General features: G+C 68.4%; 14 protein-coding genes, 1 pseudogene and 1 riboswitch. Of the genes and pseudogenes, 10 read left to right on the top strand and 5 right to left on the bottom strand.

What is annotated here, in order from left to right:
• The first annotated feature begins 65 nt into the window (after positions 1-65).
• The 5 genes from AC1C2T_RS09715 to AC1C2T_RS09695 are packed head-to-tail and all read left to right on the top strand — an operon-like array spanning position 66 to position 4,591.
• Positions 66-1,352: a YihY/virulence factor BrkB family protein gene (locus AC1C2T_RS09715; protein WP_495362350.1), complete on the top strand. Its 1,287-nt coding sequence runs from the start codon at positions 66-68 to the stop codon at positions 1,350-1,352.
• 9 nt (positions 1,353-1,361) lie between these two features.
• Positions 1,362-2,201 (top strand): exodeoxyribonuclease III, encoded by an 840-nt coding sequence (locus tag AC1C2T_RS09710; RefSeq protein ID WP_495362349.1) that lies wholly within the window; start codon positions 1,362-1,364, stop codon positions 2,199-2,201.
• A gap of 37 nt (positions 2,202-2,238) precedes the next feature.
• Positions 2,239-3,252, top strand: coding sequence for a tryptophan--tRNA ligase (gene trpS / locus AC1C2T_RS09705; RefSeq protein ID WP_495385145.1), 1,014 nt, complete (start codon positions 2,239-2,241; stop codon positions 3,250-3,252).
• Between the two features lie 14 nt (positions 3,253-3,266).
• Complete coding sequence (locus tag AC1C2T_RS09700) at positions 3,267-3,830, top strand: GNAT family N-acetyltransferase (RefSeq protein ID WP_495385144.1); 564 nt, start codon at positions 3,267-3,269, stop codon at positions 3,828-3,830.
• Positions 3,827-4,591 (top strand): HAD family hydrolase, encoded by a 765-nt coding sequence (locus AC1C2T_RS09695; protein WP_495385143.1) that lies wholly within the window; start codon positions 3,827-3,829, stop codon positions 4,589-4,591. Before AC1C2T_RS09700 ends, AC1C2T_RS09695 begins: the two co-directional genes overlap by 4 nt.
• A 362-nt stretch (positions 4,592-4,953) precedes the next feature.
• Here the strand turns inward: AC1C2T_RS09695 and glpK are convergent, their stop codons facing one another.
• From glpK to AC1C2T_RS09680, 3 genes are all read right to left on the bottom strand, one after another.
• Positions 4,954-6,468: a glycerol kinase GlpK gene (glpK, locus tag AC1C2T_RS09690; RefSeq protein WP_495385142.1), complete on the bottom strand. Its 1,515-nt coding sequence runs from the start codon at positions 6,466-6,468 to the stop codon at positions 4,954-4,956.
• A gap of 55 nt (positions 6,469-6,523) precedes the next feature.
• Positions 6,524-7,300, bottom strand: coding sequence for an MIP/aquaporin family protein (locus AC1C2T_RS09685; protein WP_495362344.1), 777 nt, complete (start codon positions 7,298-7,300; stop codon positions 6,524-6,526).
• Positions 7,301-7,513: 213 nt separating this feature from the next.
• Complete coding sequence (locus AC1C2T_RS09680; RefSeq protein WP_495385141.1) at positions 7,514-9,262, bottom strand: glycerol-3-phosphate dehydrogenase/oxidase; 1,749 nt, start codon at positions 9,260-9,262, stop codon at positions 7,514-7,516.
• Positions 9,263-9,380: 118 nt separating this feature from the next.
• Between AC1C2T_RS09680 and AC1C2T_RS09675 the strand changes: the two genes are divergently transcribed.
• The 5 genes and pseudogenes from AC1C2T_RS09675 to ribH all read left to right on the top strand — a co-directional run bounded on the left by AC1C2T_RS09675 (position 9,381) and on the right by ribH (position 14,307).
• The gene (locus AC1C2T_RS09675) at positions 9,381-10,391 is read left to right on the top strand and encodes a sugar-binding transcriptional regulator (RefSeq protein ID WP_495385140.1); all 1,011 of its coding nucleotides are present in this window, start codon (positions 9,381-9,383) and stop codon (positions 10,389-10,391) included.
• Positions 10,392-10,429: 38 nt separating this feature from the next.
• Positions 10,430-10,572: riboswitch (FMN riboswitch) on the top strand.
• A gap of 88 nt (positions 10,573-10,660) precedes the next feature.
• Complete coding sequence (gene ribD, locus AC1C2T_RS09670; RefSeq protein ID WP_495385139.1) at positions 10,661-11,701, top strand: bifunctional diaminohydroxyphosphoribosylaminopyrimidine deaminase/5-amino-6-(5-phosphoribosylamino)uracil reductase RibD; 1,041 nt, start codon at positions 10,661-10,663, stop codon at positions 11,699-11,701.
• Position 11,702: 1 nt separating this feature from the next.
• A pseudogene (locus AC1C2T_RS09665) lies at positions 11,703-12,338 on the top strand (riboflavin synthase); the annotation flags it as partial.
• Positions 12,339-12,511: 173 nt separating this feature from the next.
• Complete coding sequence (gene ribA / locus AC1C2T_RS09660; RefSeq protein WP_495362340.1) at positions 12,512-13,816, top strand: GTP cyclohydrolase II; 1,305 nt, start codon at positions 12,512-12,514, stop codon at positions 13,814-13,816.
• On the top strand, positions 13,813-14,307 hold the full coding sequence (gene ribH / locus AC1C2T_RS09655; protein ID WP_495385138.1) for a 6,7-dimethyl-8-ribityllumazine synthase: 495 nt from the start codon (positions 13,813-13,815) through the stop codon (positions 14,305-14,307). Before ribA ends, ribH begins: the two co-directional genes overlap by 4 nt.
• A gap of 81 nt (positions 14,308-14,388) precedes the next feature.
• Here ribH and AC1C2T_RS09650 read toward each other — a convergent pair whose 3' ends face one another.
• Together AC1C2T_RS09650 and AC1C2T_RS09645 are read right to left on the bottom strand one after the other, a co-directional pair.
• Positions 14,389-14,838: a DUF2269 family protein gene (locus AC1C2T_RS09650; protein ID WP_495362338.1), complete on the bottom strand. Its 450-nt coding sequence runs from the start codon at positions 14,836-14,838 to the stop codon at positions 14,389-14,391.
• A 9-nt stretch (positions 14,839-14,847) separates the two neighbouring features.
• Positions 14,848-14,979: a hypothetical protein gene (locus AC1C2T_RS09645; protein WP_495385137.1), complete on the bottom strand. Its 132-nt coding sequence runs from the start codon at positions 14,977-14,979 to the stop codon at positions 14,848-14,850.
• Positions 14,980-15,018: the final 39 nt, after the last annotated feature.

The raw sequence follows: 15,018 nt of genomic DNA, 5'->3' as shown, positions 1-15,018 counted from the left end.
TCGGCCACCTCCCGCAACCCCCGTCTGCCCGTCGTGTCCCCGCCTCGGATCAGTAGGGTTGGAGCGTGACCGAGCGTGATGCCACCGACCGCCGGCGCGGCGGGCGGAGTGATGACGGCACGCGTGATGCGCCTCCTGCTGAGGATCCGCTCGACCTGAACGGCACCTCCCGGTCGGCGAAGAATCGGTTCGACGAGTTCAGCCAGCCGATCCGCGAGCGCCTCGAAGAGCCGATCAGCAAGGTCAGCACGATCACCCAGAAGACGATGGAGCTCTTCCCGGTTCGGGTCTGGCGCCACTTCCTGAGCCGAAACGGCTTCATCCTCTCGTCGGGCATGAGCTACCAGGCGCTCTTCGCGATCTTCGCGGCGACCTACGTCGTCTTCGCCGTCGCCGGCATCTGGCTGACGGGGAACGACGACACGCTCGACGCGTTCGTGAGCCTGTTGAACACGTATGCCCCCGGACTCATCGGTGACGAGGGCGTCATTCACCCCGACGAACTCACCAAGATCGCCTCCTCGAGCACGAGCCTCTTCGGCTGGACGGGTGCGGTCGCCCTCGCGGGCCTCATCTGGACGGCCATCGGGTGGATCACCTACGCGCGCATGGCCGTGCGCAGCATCTTCGGGCTGCCGAAGGACACACGCGCCTACGCGCTGCTGAAGGCCCGCGATTTTCTCGCGGGCTTCGCGTTCGGTGCGATCCTGATGCTCGCGGCCGTGCTCTCGGTGGCGGCGACATCGTTGCTCGGCTGGGTGTTCAGCCTCATGGGCCTGCCGAGCGAGACCGGTTGGTCGGGGTTCTTCGTGCAGCTCGGTGCGATCGTCGTCGTCTTCGTGATCGACACGCTCGCCCTCGCCGTGATGTTCCGCTTCCTCTCGGGTGCAGCGATGCCATGGCGGCGCATGTGGGTCGGTTCACTGCTCGGCTCCGCGGCGCTGTCGGTGCTGCAGTTCCTCGGCGGCTGGCTCGTCTCGAGCGTGACGACCAACCCGCTCCTCGCCACCTTCACGGTGTTCATCGGACTTCTCCTCTGGTTCCGGCTGACGAGCATCGTGATTCTCGTCGCCGCGAGCTGGATCGCCGTCGAGGCATCCGACGCTCACGAATCCCTGCGCAAGGTGACACCCGAGCAGCTCGCGGCGGAACAGCTCGCACAGGAGCACCGGGCCCTCGTCACCGCCGCGCGAGTGCGGCTGCGCGAGGCGCAACGGGAACTCGACACCGCCAACTGGATCGAGCGCTTCCCTGCACGACGCCGTCTCGCGAAGGCCGAGCAGGAGCTCTCCGAGCTCGAGGCATCCGCTGCACCTCTCGGCCCGCGATCCGACGTCGGAGGCCTCCCGTAGGATCGATCCATGCCTTCTGCGAAGCCCCTCCGTCTCGCCAGCGTCAACGTCAACGGAGTGCGTGCCGCGTTCCGAAAGGGCATGGGCGAGTGGCTCGCCGCGCGCGACGTCGACATCCTCGCGATGCAGGAGGTTCGCGCCTCGACCGAAGATCTGCAGGGGCTCCTCGGCGAAGAGTGGGACATCCTGCACGACCCCGCCACAGCCAAGGGCCGCGCCGGTGTCGCGATCGCGAGCCGCAACCGGGCGAGTATCCATCGCGTCGAACTCGGCGCGACCGACTTCGACAGCGCCGGCCGCTGGCTCGAGGCCGACTACGAGGTCGGTGACCGCATCGTCACCGTGGTCTCGGCCTACGTGCACTCCGGTGTGGTCGACACCCCGAAGCAGGTCGAGAAGTACAAATTCCTCGACGCGATGGTCGAGCGGATGCCGCGGCTCGCCGAGCACTCGGCGCTCGCCGTGATCGTGGGCGACCTGAATGTCGGGCACCGCACACTCGACATCAAGAACTGGAAGGGCAACGTCAAGCACGCAGGCTTCCTGCCCGAAGAGCGCGCCTACTTCGACCGCTTCGTCGGCGCCGAGGGTGACGAGTCGTACAACGCGGGCGCCGGGTTCGGCTGGGTCGACCTCGGCCGCCGCTTCGCCGGGGAGGTCGACGGCCCGTACACCTGGTGGTCGCAGCGCGGCAAGGCGTTCGACACCGACACCGGTTGGCGTATCGACTACCAGCTCGCGACCCCGGCGCTCGCCGAGACCGCGGTCTCGTACGTGATCGATCGTGCCGACGCCTGGGACACGCGATGGTCCGACCACGCTCCCGTGGTCGTCGACTACGCCATCTGACCTGCCGCAACGCGGCCGCACTCTCGAAGGATCTCCCATGACACGTAAACCCCGCCTCTACTCGGGCATGCAACCCTCCGCCGACTCGCTGCACGCCGGCAACTACATCGGCGCCCTGTTGCAGTGGAAGGAGCTCCAGTCGACGCACGACGCCTTCTTCTCCGTCGTCGACATGCACGCCATCACCGTGGCCCAAGACCCCGCCGAACTCCGTGAGAAGACCCGGCGCACGGCCGCGCAGTACATCGCAGCGGGCATCGACCCCTCGAGCTCGACGCTCTACGTGCAGTCGCACGTTCCAGCGCATGCCCAGCTCGCCTGGGTGCTCAACACCATCACCGGCTTCGGCGAAGCCGGACGCATGACACAGTTCAAAGACAAGTCGCAGCGGCAGGGCGCGGATGCCACGAGCGTCGGCCTCTTCGCCTACCCCGTGCTCATGGCCGCCGATATCCTGCTCTACCAGACGGAGATCGTGCCCGTCGGCGACGACCAGAAGCAGCATGTGGAACTCACGCGCGATCTCGCTGCGCGGTTCAACGTACGCTTCGGCGCCGACACCTTCGTCTTGCCCGAACCCGCCATCCAGCGAGAGACGGCGCGCATCTACGACCTGCAGAATCCGACGTCGAAGATGTCGAAATCGGGCGAGACGCCGGCCGGTATCCTCTGGCTGCTCGACGAGCCTTCCGTCACTGCGAAGAAGATCATGCGCGCCGTGACCGATACCGATGGCGAAGTGCGCTTCGATCGTGAGAACAAGCCGGGCGTCTCGAACCTCCTCACGATCTTCTCCGTGCTCTCCGGCCGCACGATCGGCGACATCGAGCAGGAGTTCGCCGGTCGCGGGTACGGTGACTTCAAGAAGGCACTCGCCGAGGTCGTCGTGAGCGAGTTCGAGCCGATCCGCTCCCGCGTTCTCGAGCTGCTCGACGATACCGCCGAGCTCGACCGCCTGCTCGCCGTCAACGCCGGCCGAGCGAGCGAGGTCGCCGAGACCACTCTCGCGACGGTGTACGACCGCGTTGGGTTCCTCCGGCGCGTGCGCTGAACATGCTGCCCGTCGTGCTCAGTACCGAACGACTCGTGCTCGACCTCCCGGTCGAGGGCGACATCGAACTCGTGACGAAGTACTGCGCCGATCCGTTGTTCCTCCGGTATCTCACGACCCCGTGGCCGTACACGACCGAGCACGCCAGAGCATTTCTCGTGGAGTACATTCCTGAGGCATGGGCTTCGGGCGATGAGCTGACGTGGGCACTTCGGCGTGGCGTCTCCGAGCCTCTCCTCGGGGTCGTCGGGCTGCGTCGCGGCAACGAGATCGGCTTCTGGCTCGGCGCCGAGCACCGCGGCTCGGGACTCATGGCCGAAGCTGTGACTGCGGTCTGCGAGTGGGCACTCGCGGGTGCAGTGCCCGGTGCAGAATCGGTGCTCTGGCGCGCGAATGAGGGAAACCTGGCGTCGGCGCATGTCGCCCGCGCCGCTGGTTTCCGGCGCACGACCCCGAGAATCGCCACCGTGCCCGGGCGCGACGGCCGAACTCTGCCGGCGTGGCATGCCGAGCGCCGAGCCGACGACGACCCCGCCGCTTTCACGAGCTGGGAACCGCTCTTGGGGAGCATGACGTGACCGATGCGTTCGAATCGCGCGCTGCGCCGCTCGTGCTTTTCGACCTCGATGACACCCTCATGGCTCACCGCGAGGCGGTCAACGCCGGCATCGACCTGCACATGCGGGAGCGGGCATACGACGGCGACCTGGCCGCCGCCTCGACCCTCTGGCATGAGCTCGAAGAGCAGCACTACCACTCCTACCTCGCGGGCCGACTGACGTTCGAGGGGCAACGTCGCGCACGAGCTCGCGACTTCGCGATCACGCACGGCGACGAACTCGACGATCTCGCGGCCGGTGCGTGGTTCGACCGATACTTCGAGCGTTATCGCGAGTCCTGGACCCTGCACGACGACGCACTCCCGGCGCTCGATGCGATCGCGACAGCTGTTCCCCGAGTACGATTCGGCGTGATCACGAACGGCGAGCTCGACTTCCAGCTCGCCAAGCTCGAACGACTCGGAATCCGCAACCGATTCGAGCACGTCATCGCGTCAGGCGACGTCGGCGTGACGAAGCCTGACGCCGAGATCTTCCGCATAGCGCTCGCACGCTTCGCTGCCGAGGCGCCCGTCGGCCGCGCGGCGTACATCGGCGACCGGCTCGCCACCGACGCCGTGGGCGCTGCCGAGGCTGGTCTCATCGGCGTGTGGCTGAACCGGCACGGCATCGAGGCGGCAGCCGCCGAGCCGACGACGGATGCCGCGGCATCCGCTGTGCTCGAGATCGCCTCGCTCGCCGAGCTCCCGGCCCTGCTCGCTCCGCGCCTGCTCGACTGACGCGCACGCAGGCACATTTCGCGCGAGCGCGTGATGCCGCTCCGCGGACGGGTGCCATCGACCCCTGAACGAACGGTGCCACCGCTCCCCGAACACGGGAATGGGCCGGGCACACCCCCATGCGCCCGACCCGTCCTCCCACCGTAGCCCTGCAGCCCGCGTACGACGCTGCATCGCGTCATCACCCGATTGACATCCTCCGGTCGTCAGTTCAACCGGTCAGACCGCTCGGAACGCTTCGGTCGGCCCGCTCGAGCTCCGCCCGAGATCCGGAGGCGGCCTCATCACGATGCTGAGACTCCCCGCTCCTGAGCCTGTCGAAGGGAACCGATGCGGCACCTCTTCGACAGGCCCAGCGCGCGTCAGACGACGTCGGCGTCGACCCAGTCGAGGGTCTTCGAGACGGCCTTCTTCCAGTTGCGGTCGAGGCGGGCACGCTCGGCCTCGTCCATCGACGGGGTCCAGCGCTTGTCTTCCTGCCAGTTGGCGCGCAGCTCGTCGAGGTTCGACCAGAAGCCGACCGCGAGGCCGGCCGCGTAGGCGGCGCCGAGCGCCGTCGTCTCGGCCACGACGGGTCGCACGACCGGAACGCCGAGGATGTCGGCCTGGAACTGGAGCAGCGTGTCGTTGACGGTGGCCCCTCCGTCGACCCGGAGCTCGGTGAGGTCGACGCCGGCATCGGCATTCACGGCCTCGATGACGTCTCGCGTCTGGAACGCGATCGCCTCGAGTGCAGCACGCGCGATGTGGCCCTTGTTCACGAAGCGGGTCAGGCCGACGAGTGCGCCGCGCGCGTCAGGTCGCCAGTACGGTGCGAACAGGCCCGAGAACGCCGGCACGAAGTACGCGCCGCCGTTGTCGTCGACAGACTTCGCGAGCTCCTCGACCTCGGCGGCCGAGGAGATCAGGCCGAGATTGTCACGAAGCCACTGGATGAGCGAGCCCGTCACCGCGATCGAGCCCTCGAGCGCGTAGTGCACCGGCTGGTCGCCGAGCTTGTAGCCGACGGTCGTGAGCAAGCCGTTCTTCGAGTGGACGATCTCTTCGCCCGTGTTGAAGATCAGGAAGTTGCCGGTGCCGTACGTGTTCTTCGCCTCACCGGTCTCGAACGCTGCCTGGCCGAACGTCGCCGCCTGCTGGTCGCCCAGAATGCCGGCGATGGGCGTCTCGCGCAGCAGCGAGTGCTCGTTCGCGATGCCGTACACCTCGGACGAGCTCCTGATCTCGGGCAGCATCGAGCGCGGCACGCCGAAGGCCGCGAGGATCTCGTCGTCCCACGCGAGGGTCTCGAGGTCCATGAACATCGTGCGCGAGGCGTTCGTGACATCCGTCGCGTGCACACCGCCCTTGACGCCGCCGGTCAGGTTCCAGAGCACCCACGAGTCGGTCGTACCGAAGAGCAGGTCGCCTGCCTCGGCCTTCTCGCGCGCGCCCGGCACGTTCTCGAGGATCCACACGATCTTCGTGCCCGAGAAGTACGTCGCCAGCGGCAGGCCGACCTTCGCCTTGAAGCGCTCGACGCCGCCGTCGGCCGCGAGCCGGTCGACGATCGGCTGCGTGCGGGTGTCCTGCCACACGATCGCGTTGTAGACCGGCTCGCCGATGTTCTTGTCCCACACCACCGCGGTCTCGCGCTGGTTCGTGATGCCCACCGCCGCGATATCGTGCCGGGTGAGGTTCGCCTTGCCGAGGGCCTTGCCGATCACCTCGCCCGTATTGCGCCAGATCTCGGCAGGGTCGTGCTCGACCCAGCCCGCCTTCGGGAAGATCTGCTCGTGCTCGAGCTGCCCGGTCGAGACGATCGATCCGGCCTTGTCGAAGATGATCGCGCGCGACGAGGTCGTGCCTTGGTCGATTGCGAGAATGTAGTCAGCCATCTGAGAACTCCGTTGCTGTCAGTGAACGATGAGATGAAGAGCGGATGCCGCGCGCTCAGCCGATGAGCGGCAGCAGCGGGATCGCGGCCCAACCGGCTGCGAGGCCGCCGAGCAGCGGACCGACGACGGGCACCCACGAGTACGACCAGTCGCTGCCGCCCTTGCCCTTGATCGGCAGCAGTGCGTGGGCGATGCGGGGGCCGAGGTCACGGGCCGGGTTGATGGCGTAGCCGGTCGGGCCGCCGAGCGAGGCGCCGATGGCGATAACGATGAGCGCGACCGGCAGTGCGCCGAGGGCCGCGAGGCCGCCGTCACCCTGGCGTCCGCCGCCGAAGCCGACGACGGCGAAGACCAGCACGAAGGTGCCGATGAATTCGGTCACGAGGTTCCAGCCGTACGAACGGATCGCCGGGCCGGTGGAGAACACGCCGAGCTTGTTGCCCGCCTCGGGCTCGGCGTCGAAGTGCTGCTTGTAGGCGAGCCAGACGAACACGGCACCGAGGATGGCGCCGATCATCTGCGCGCCGATGTAGGTGAGCACCGAGACGACGCCGACCGGCACTTCGATGCCGGCTCCCGCGTTGCCGAACTCGGTCGCGCCGTTGGCGACGAGTCCGACCGTGACGGCCGGGTTCAGGTGAGCGCCCGAGGCGTACGCCGCGATGACGCCGGCGTAGACCGCGAGGCCCCAGCCGATGTTGATCATGAGCGTGCCGCCGCCGAAGCCCTTCGTCTTGGCGAGGATGACGTTCGCGACGACACCGCAGCCGAGGAGCACGAGCAGCGCCGTACCGACGAGTTCGGAGAGGAAGACGAGACCGAGATTGTCCACATTGACCTACTTTCAGAATGACTGGGGCAATGGCCCCCGAAAAACGGTATCGAGCGTCAGCGCCCCGACACGGCGTTTGGAGTGCACATGCGTGCAGTTTCGAGCGTCGCTGGTCGAGTAGGCGCGCCCGGGCCGTATCGAGACTCCGTCACGGGATCTCGATACGCTCGCCGGCGCTCGCTACTCGATCGACGAAGGACGGTTGCGACTCGTTCAACGGAGTACGGATGCCTCGAGCTCGACCCCGTGGTGCTCGGCGAGCAGCTCCTGTGTGCCGGCCGTCTCGACGGCGCGTCGCTCGAAGTCCCAGCCGATCTCACTGCCGACGATCTCGGCGAGTTCCTCGAGCAGCGGTGCCGTCAGCGCGCCGGTGAAGGCGATGCTCGTGCGGCGCAGCACGACGTCGGCGAGGTGCACGACCCGCTCGGTGCCGGCGAGCCAGGCGATCTCGCGCCGGCTGTAGCCCGCATGGTGGGCGAGGGGTTCGTCGTGCTCGCCCTCGATCGACTCGATGAACGCCTCGGCGCGGGTGCCGTAACGCTCGAGCAGCTCCTCGGCGCGGACTCGCCCGACCTCGTCGCCGTGGGTGACCGTCCAGACGCGACGGGCGTCGTCGGTCGTCGGATACCCGGCGCCGCCGCCGATCGCGAGGCCGGCCGTCGAACGAGTGCGTTCATGGCCGAGCAGCTGGAGCACCTCGTTCGAGAGGTGTTCGGCGAGGGCGCGGAAGGTCGTCCACTTTCCGCCGACGAGGCTCAGCAGAATCGTGCCGGGGCGCTCCGGGACATCCGCTCGCTCGATGCGGTAGTCGCGGGAGACGAAGCCCGGTGCCTCGTCGTCGTGGCGCGGCAGCGGGCGCACGCCCGAGAAGCGGAAGACGATCTGCGAACGGTCGACGTGCACCGCTGGGAAAACGTGCGCGATGAGCTCGAAGAAGTAGTCGACCTCGGCTTCGGTGCACACCGCAGGCTCGCGCATGTCGTGCTCGAGGTCGGTCGTGCCGACCATGACTTTGCCCTTCAGGGGGTAGATCAGCACGATGCGACCGTCTTCGTGCTCGAAGAAGATCTCCCGGCCGCCGGTCGCCGCGAGCAGCTCGTCGTTGTCGAGCACGATGTGCGAACCCTTGGTGCCGCCCATGAAGGCGGTCGGGCGGCCGAGCTCCTCATTGGTGAGGTCGGTCCAGGGGCCCGAGGTGTTCACGACGACGTCGGCGGCGACGTCGAACTCCGCGCCGGTGAGCGTGTCGCGGAGGCGCACGCCCCGCTCGCCCATACCGACGGCTTCGAGGTAGTTCGCGGCGCGGGCGTGCACGCCCGCCGCGACGCCGTCGAACAGCACGTCGAGCGCGAGCCGCTCTGGGTCGTGCATGCTCGCGTCGTAGTAGGTCGCGGTGTACTTGAGGTCGGGGTTCAGGGCGGGCAGCTCGGCGAGCGAGCGCTTGCGCCCGTGGAAGCGGTGCCGTGGCACCTGGCCGCCGCCCCGCGAGAAGGAGTCGTAGATCACGAGCCCCGTCTTGATGAGCGCGGCGCCGCGCTCGGTGGGCTTGCCGGCCTTGTGCGTGAGGAAACGCAGCGGCGCCGAGAGGATTCCCGAGAAGGTCGAGAAAATGGGCACGGTCGTCTCGAGCGGCTTCACGTAGTGCGGCGCGATGCGAATGAGCGCGTTGCGCTCGGTCACCGACTCCTGCACGAGCCGGAACTCGCCGTTCTCGAGGTAGCGGATGCCTCCGTGGATCATGTGCGACGACGCGGCGGATGCCCCCGAGACGAAGTCGCCCCGTTCGACGAGCACGACGTCGACTCCCTGCAGGGCGAGGTCGCGGAACGTCGCGATGCCGTTGATGCCGGCGCCGATCACGAGCACGGAGGCCCGCGGCCGGGTGCGGATGGCCGCGACATCCGCTCGCTCGCCGCTCGAGTACGGGCGGGGCTGGGTCGGGGTCGTCTGCTGCGGAGACAAGTTGTCCTCCTCGGGTGTGGAACGGCGGCTTGCACGAGCATGCCTGGTGTGGATGAATACATCGTGAACACGGCAGAACGAACTTGCAAGCCGGGTGAACAAACGTGCAAGGATGGAGATGATGATCCAGCAACACTCCGGCCCACTGGCCGACGGCGCCGAATCGGTGCCGGGCAAGACCCGCGACGCACTTCGAGCGGCGCATCTCTACTACATGCAGGACCTCACGATGGATGCCATCGCGCACGAGCTGCACACCTCGCGATCCTCGGTGTCGCGCCTACTGAGCCATGCCAGGGCGAGCGGTCTCGTCGAGATCTCCATCCACTCACCGCTCGATCTGCCGAGCCACATCGAGCAGGAGATCCTCGAGCGATTCGAGGTCGGCGCGCATGTGATTCCCGTGCCCGACCATGCGAGCGACGTCGATCGGCTCGACCGCGTCGCACTCTCGGCTGCACGAATTCTCGGCCGGTTCCTCGACTCGAACCAGACCATCGGCATCGCGTGGGGCTCGACGATGAGCGCCATGAGCCGCCACCTCGTGCCGAAGGCCACGCACAACTCCGAGGTCGTGCAGCTCAACGGCGCCGGCAACGGCCGCACGACCGGCATCGTCTACGCGAGCGAGCTGCTGCGCCGCTTCGGCGACGCGTTCGGTGCACGCGTGCAGCAGTTCCCGGTGCCCGCGTTCTTCGACGACCCCGAGACCCGCCGCGCATTCTGGCGTGAGCGCAGCACACGCCGCCTCCTCGAGCTGCAGGAACGCATGGACGTCGCGCTCTTCGGCGTCGGGTCCCCGTTCGCCGAGGTGCCGAGCCACGTCTACCAGGGCGGTTACCTCGAGCGCGCCGATTACCAGTCGCTCTCCCGCGACGGTGCGGTCGGTGATGTCGCGACCGTCTTCTACCGGGCCGACGGCTCGACCGACGGCATCGCTCTGAACGAACGTGCGACCGGGCCCGACTTCGCGGTGCTGCGGCGGGCGCCCCGTCGCATCTGCGTCGTCTCGGGCCGCGCGAAGCTCGCGAGCCTGCGCGGCGCACTCGCCGCGGGGCTCATCACCGACCTCATCGTCGATGAGGGCACCGCGCGTGCGCTCGTCGAGACCCCGAGTGACGGGGAATAGCCGGGCGCCGCAGGCGTTGATCTAGGATCGAAGAGAGAAACGTGCTCCGGGGTCGGTGTAAGTCCGAACCGGCGGTAACAGTCCGCGAACTGCGAGCGCGAGGTCGAGAGGCCCCGCACCCGTGGTCGAACCGGTGGAATTCCGGTACCGACGGTGAAAGTCCGGATGGGAGGCGCACGTGTCGGCAGCGCTGTGCGCCGTCGACATCAGAAGTTGTCGACAGCGTCGATAGCGCTGAGCACCCCCGGAGCCTTGAGACAGGATCACGGATGAGTGCGGGCGAACCTACGGCAGCGGATGTTGCGGCGATGCGCCGCGCGCTCGAACTCGCCACCTTCGGCCCGGCTCGCGGGGTGAACCCGCGTGTGGGCTGCGTCATCCTCTCACCTGGCGGGGACGTCATCTCCGAAGGATGGCATCGCGGAGTGGGCACGGCGCACGCCGAAGTCGACGCCCTGTCGAAGCTCGCACCCGACGCCGTCCGGGGAGCGACGGCCGTCGTCACCCTCGAGCCCTGCAACCACACGGGACACACGGGCCCGTGCGCCGTGGCGCTCATCGATGCGGGCATCGGCCGCGTCGTCTACGCCGTCGCGGACCCGGGCGATCACTCCTCCGGCGGCGCCGAACGTCTGCGATCGGCCGGGGTCGAGGTCAGCTCGGGCGTGCTCGCCGACGAAGTCGAGGCGATGCTCGACGACTGGCTCTTCACCGCCCGTCACCACCGCCCGCACATCACCGTGAAGTGGGCGTCGAGCCTCGACGGCCGCGCCGCCGCCGCCGACGGCACCAGCCAGTGGATCACGGGTCCCGAGGCGCGAGCCGACGTGCACCGGCGGCGCTCGGCCGCCGACGCGATCGCGGTCGGCACGGGCACCGTCCTCGCCGACGACCCCTCGCTCACTGCGCGGGAACCCAGTGGTCGGTTCTTCGAGTCGCAGCCGGTGCCCGTCGTCTTCGGCCGGCGCGAAGTGCCGTCGGATGCCGCAATCACCCGCCACCCTCAGGCGCCCCTGCTCTTCGAAGGCACCGACCTGCACGCCGATCTCGCGGAGCTCGCGCGCCGCGGCATCCGCTCGCTCTTCATCGAAGGCGGCCCGACGCTCGCGAGCGCATTCATCGCCGCCGGACTCGTCGACGAACTGCTCGTCTACCTCGCACCCGCACTCATCGGCGGGCCGCGCCTCGCCCTCGGCGAGCTCGGGGTCGCGTCGATCGACGCCGCGCTCCACTTCGACTTCGCCGTCATCGAACGGCTTGGCGACGACCTCCTGCTCGTCGCCCACCCCAAGCCCACGGAAGGGAACTGACATGTTCACCGGAATCATCGAGGAAATCGGCACCGTCACGCGCGTCGAGCGCACGGCCGATGCCGCACGACTCACGGTGCGCGGCCCGCTCGCCGTCGAAGGCGCCAAGCACGGCGACTCGATCGCCGTGTCGGGCGTGTGCCTCACGGTGGTCGACTTCGACGCCGAGAGCTTCACGGCCGATGTGATGGCTCAGACGCTCGCGATGTCGACGCTCGCCGACGCTGTCGAGGGGCTCACGGTGAACCTCGAACGCGCCGCCCGCGTCGGCGATCGCATCGGCGGCCACATCGTGCAGGGCCACATCGACGGCACCGCCGAGTTACTCGAGGTGCGACCGGGCGAGGCGTGGCGGGTGATCCGCTTCTCGCTCGATCTCGCGCACGCGCCGCTCGTCGTCGACAAGGGATCGATCGCGATCGACGGCGTCTCGCTCACCGTGAGCGCCGTCGGCGACGAGCCCGACGGGTCGTGGTTCGAGGTGTCGCTCATCCCCGAGACGCTCACGGCGACGACGCTCGGTGCACGCGAGGTCGGCGATCGGGTCAACATCGAGACCGACATCCTCGCCAGGCAGGTCGAGCGGATGCTGCGATTCGATCGGGACTCGCTCGCTGAGCCTGTCGAAGCGGGCGCGGCCCGGAACCCTTCGACAAGCTCAGGGAACAGGAAAAGCTCAGGGAACAGGAAAAGCTCAGGGAACAGGAACTCGCTCGCTGAGCCTGTCGAAGCGGGCGCGGCCCGGAACCCTTCGACAAGCTCAGGGAACGGGAACGGGACCGGGCGTGCGAACACGGTCGGGGGTGCCGCATGAGCCTCTCCACGATTCCCGAGGTACTCGACGCGCTTCGCGCCGGCAAGCCCGTGATCGTCGCCGATGACGAAGCGCGTGAGAACGAGGGTGACGCGATCATGGCGGCCGAGTTCGCGACGCAGGAGTGGATCGCCTGGATGGTGCGCCACACGAGCGGCTACCTCTGCGCGCCGATGCCCAACGAACTCGCCGACCGGCTCGCGTTGCCGCTCATGACCGAGCGAAGCGAAGACGCGCGTGCGACCGCGTACACGATCACCGTCGACGCCGCCGACCGCTCCTCGACCGGTATCTCCGCCTCCGACCGGGCGCACACGCTGCGCGTGCTCGCCGACCCCGCAGCCACGCCCGACCGGCTGATCCGACCGGGGCACGTCATCCCGCTGCGTGCGGTCGACGGCGGTGTGCGCGAGCGCGCCGGTCACACCGAGGCGGCCGTCGACCTCATGCGTCTCGCCGGCCTCTCCCCCGTCGGGGTCATCGGCGAGGTCGTCGCCGATGACGGCGAGATGATGCGCCTCCCGGGGCTCATCGACCTCGGCGAGCGTGAAGGATTGCCGGTGACCACCGTCGCGGCGCTCGTCGGCTGGCTCGAGCAGCACCACCCCGGCTACGACCTCGCGGCGACGCCGCCCCCGGTATCCGTGCCCGAATCCTCCTCGGTCGACTTCGAGGTCGAGACCGCCCTGCCGACGGAGCATGGGGAGTTCCGCGTTCGTGCCTATCGCGACCGCGCCACCGGCGCAGACCACGTGGCGATCATCGCAGGCGACCCGGCAACCGTGCCGGGCGGTGCCATCGTTCGGGTGCACTCGGAGTGCCTCACGGGCGAGGCGTTCGGTTCGCTCAAATGCGAGTGCGGGCCGCAACTCGACGCGGCGCTCGAGACGATCCAACAGGACGGCGGCGTGGTCATCTACCTGCGCGGTCACGAAGGACGGGGTATCGGCCTCATCAACAAGCTGCGCGCCTATCGGCTGCAGGAGGACGGACTCGACACGCTCGACGCCAACCTCGCCCTCGGCCTGCCGATCGACTCGCGCGACTACAGTGCCGCGACCGCGATCCTCACCGACCTCGGACTCAGCCGGGTGCGCCTGCTCACCAACAACCCCGAGAAGGTGCGACAGCTCGAGGCGCACGGCATCACCGTGACCGAGCGACTCCCGCTCGTCGTCGGCGTCGGCGTCGGCAACACCGGATACCTCGACACGAAGCGCCACCGCATGGGGCACACGATCGATGACCAACAGCTGGCGGACAGCGCAGCTGAGACCCTCCTGGAAGGACACCCGTCATGAGCGGAGCAGGATCCCCCACTGGCACCGATGCATTGGCGAATGTCGATGGCCGTGGCCTCACCCTCGTCATCGTCGCCGGCAGCTGGCACGACGAGATCACGAACGGCCTGATCGCCGGGGCGACCCGCACTCTCGAGGCATCCGGAGCGAAATTCTCGCTCGTTCGCGTGCCCGGCAGCTTCGAGCTGCCCGTCGTCGCGAAGGCGGCGCTCGAAGCAGGCGCCGACGCGGTCGTCGCCCTCGGAGTGATCATCCGCGGCGGCACGCCGCACTTCGAGTACGTCTCGGCTGCGGCGACCGACGGGCTGACCCGGGTCGCCCTCGACACCGGCAAGCCCGTCGGGTTCGGCCTGCTGACCCTCGACGACGAGCGGCAGGGGCTCGACCGAGCAGGCCTGCCGCACTCGAAGGAGGACAAGGGGCGCGAGGCGGCCGAGGCCGCCATCGCGACGGTGCGCGCGCTGCGCTCCCTCGGCGACTCTGCCGGTTGATCAGGTCGGCATCTGCAGGTTGAGCCTGTCGAAACCACGCCATACAGGGGTTTCGACAGGCTCAACCTGCAGAAGTGCGCGCTACGGCTTCCAGACCATGAGCACGACGACCGCGAGGAGCAGCAGCGACGCGATGCCGCTGCCCGCGGCGATCGCGGGGTAGCCGGCCTTCGGCGCGGCACCTTCGCCGGCCGCGCTCGCTCCGAGCGCCTCGGCGGCCTTCTTCATCGACGGCACGACGACGAAGAGCGTCAGGGCGAACGCGATGACGTAGAGAATGATCGACCAGAGGATCCAGGGCGTCGTGATCGAGAGGCCGAACTCCTCGGGTGCCATGCTCATCGCACCGAACCCGAACACGAAGACGAGGAGCGAGAGCCACGAGAAGATCGTCGTGGACTTCGCGAGCACCGCGACCTGCGCCCCGTTGCCGGCGCGGACCGCCCGCATCGCGGTCATGGGAAGGATCGCCATCGGGCCGACGATGAAGACGGCGCCGGCGACGTGCAGAATGTTGATCAGGGTATCCATGCGGCCAGCCTAACGAGCAGCGGATGCCGCGGCATCCGTCGTTCGATCCAATCGCTTCAGCATGTCAGCGCCGCTCGCCGCTCGCCGCTCGCCGCTCGCCGCTCGCCGTTCGCCGTTCGCCCCTCGGCGCACCGGGGGCATGCTGGGGGATCCTCAACGAACGAGGCGTAGGCTAGTGCG

It is taken from the genome of Agromyces sp. Y558 (assembly GCF_059445415.1).
Note: the sequence above shows the minus strand (reverse complement) of the source record. Positions and strands in the feature narration are given on the sequence as shown.

Excerpts from the sequence above, each read along its gene's own strand:
- AC1C2T_RS09710 (WP_495362349.1), top strand. The coding sequence starts at position 1,362 with ATGCCTTCTGCGAAGCCCCTCCGTCTCGCCAGCGTCAACGTCAACGGA.
- trpS (WP_495385145.1), top strand. The coding sequence starts at position 2,239 with ATGACACGTAAACCCCGCCTCTACTCGGGCATGCAACCCTCCGCCGAC.
- glpK (WP_495385142.1), bottom strand. The coding sequence starts at position 6,468 with ATGGCTGACTACATTCTCGCAATCGACCAAGGCACGACCTCGTCGCGC.
- AC1C2T_RS09675 (WP_495385140.1), top strand. The coding sequence starts at position 9,381 with ATGATGATCCAGCAACACTCCGGCCCACTGGCCGACGGCGCCGAATCG.
- ribD (WP_495385139.1), top strand. The coding sequence starts at position 10,661 with ATGAGTGCGGGCGAACCTACGGCAGCGGATGTTGCGGCGATGCGCCGC.
- ribA (WP_495362340.1), top strand. The coding sequence starts at position 12,512 with ATGAGCCTCTCCACGATTCCCGAGGTACTCGACGCGCTTCGCGCCGGC.
- ribH (WP_495385138.1), top strand. The coding sequence starts at position 13,813 with ATGAGCGGAGCAGGATCCCCCACTGGCACCGATGCATTGGCGAATGTC.
- AC1C2T_RS09650 (WP_495362338.1), bottom strand. The coding sequence starts at position 14,838 with ATGGATACCCTGATCAACATTCTGCACGTCGCCGGCGCCGTCTTCATC.
- AC1C2T_RS09645 (WP_495385137.1), bottom strand. The coding sequence starts at position 14,979 with ATGCCCCCGGTGCGCCGAGGGGCGAACGGCGAACGGCGAGCGGCGAGC.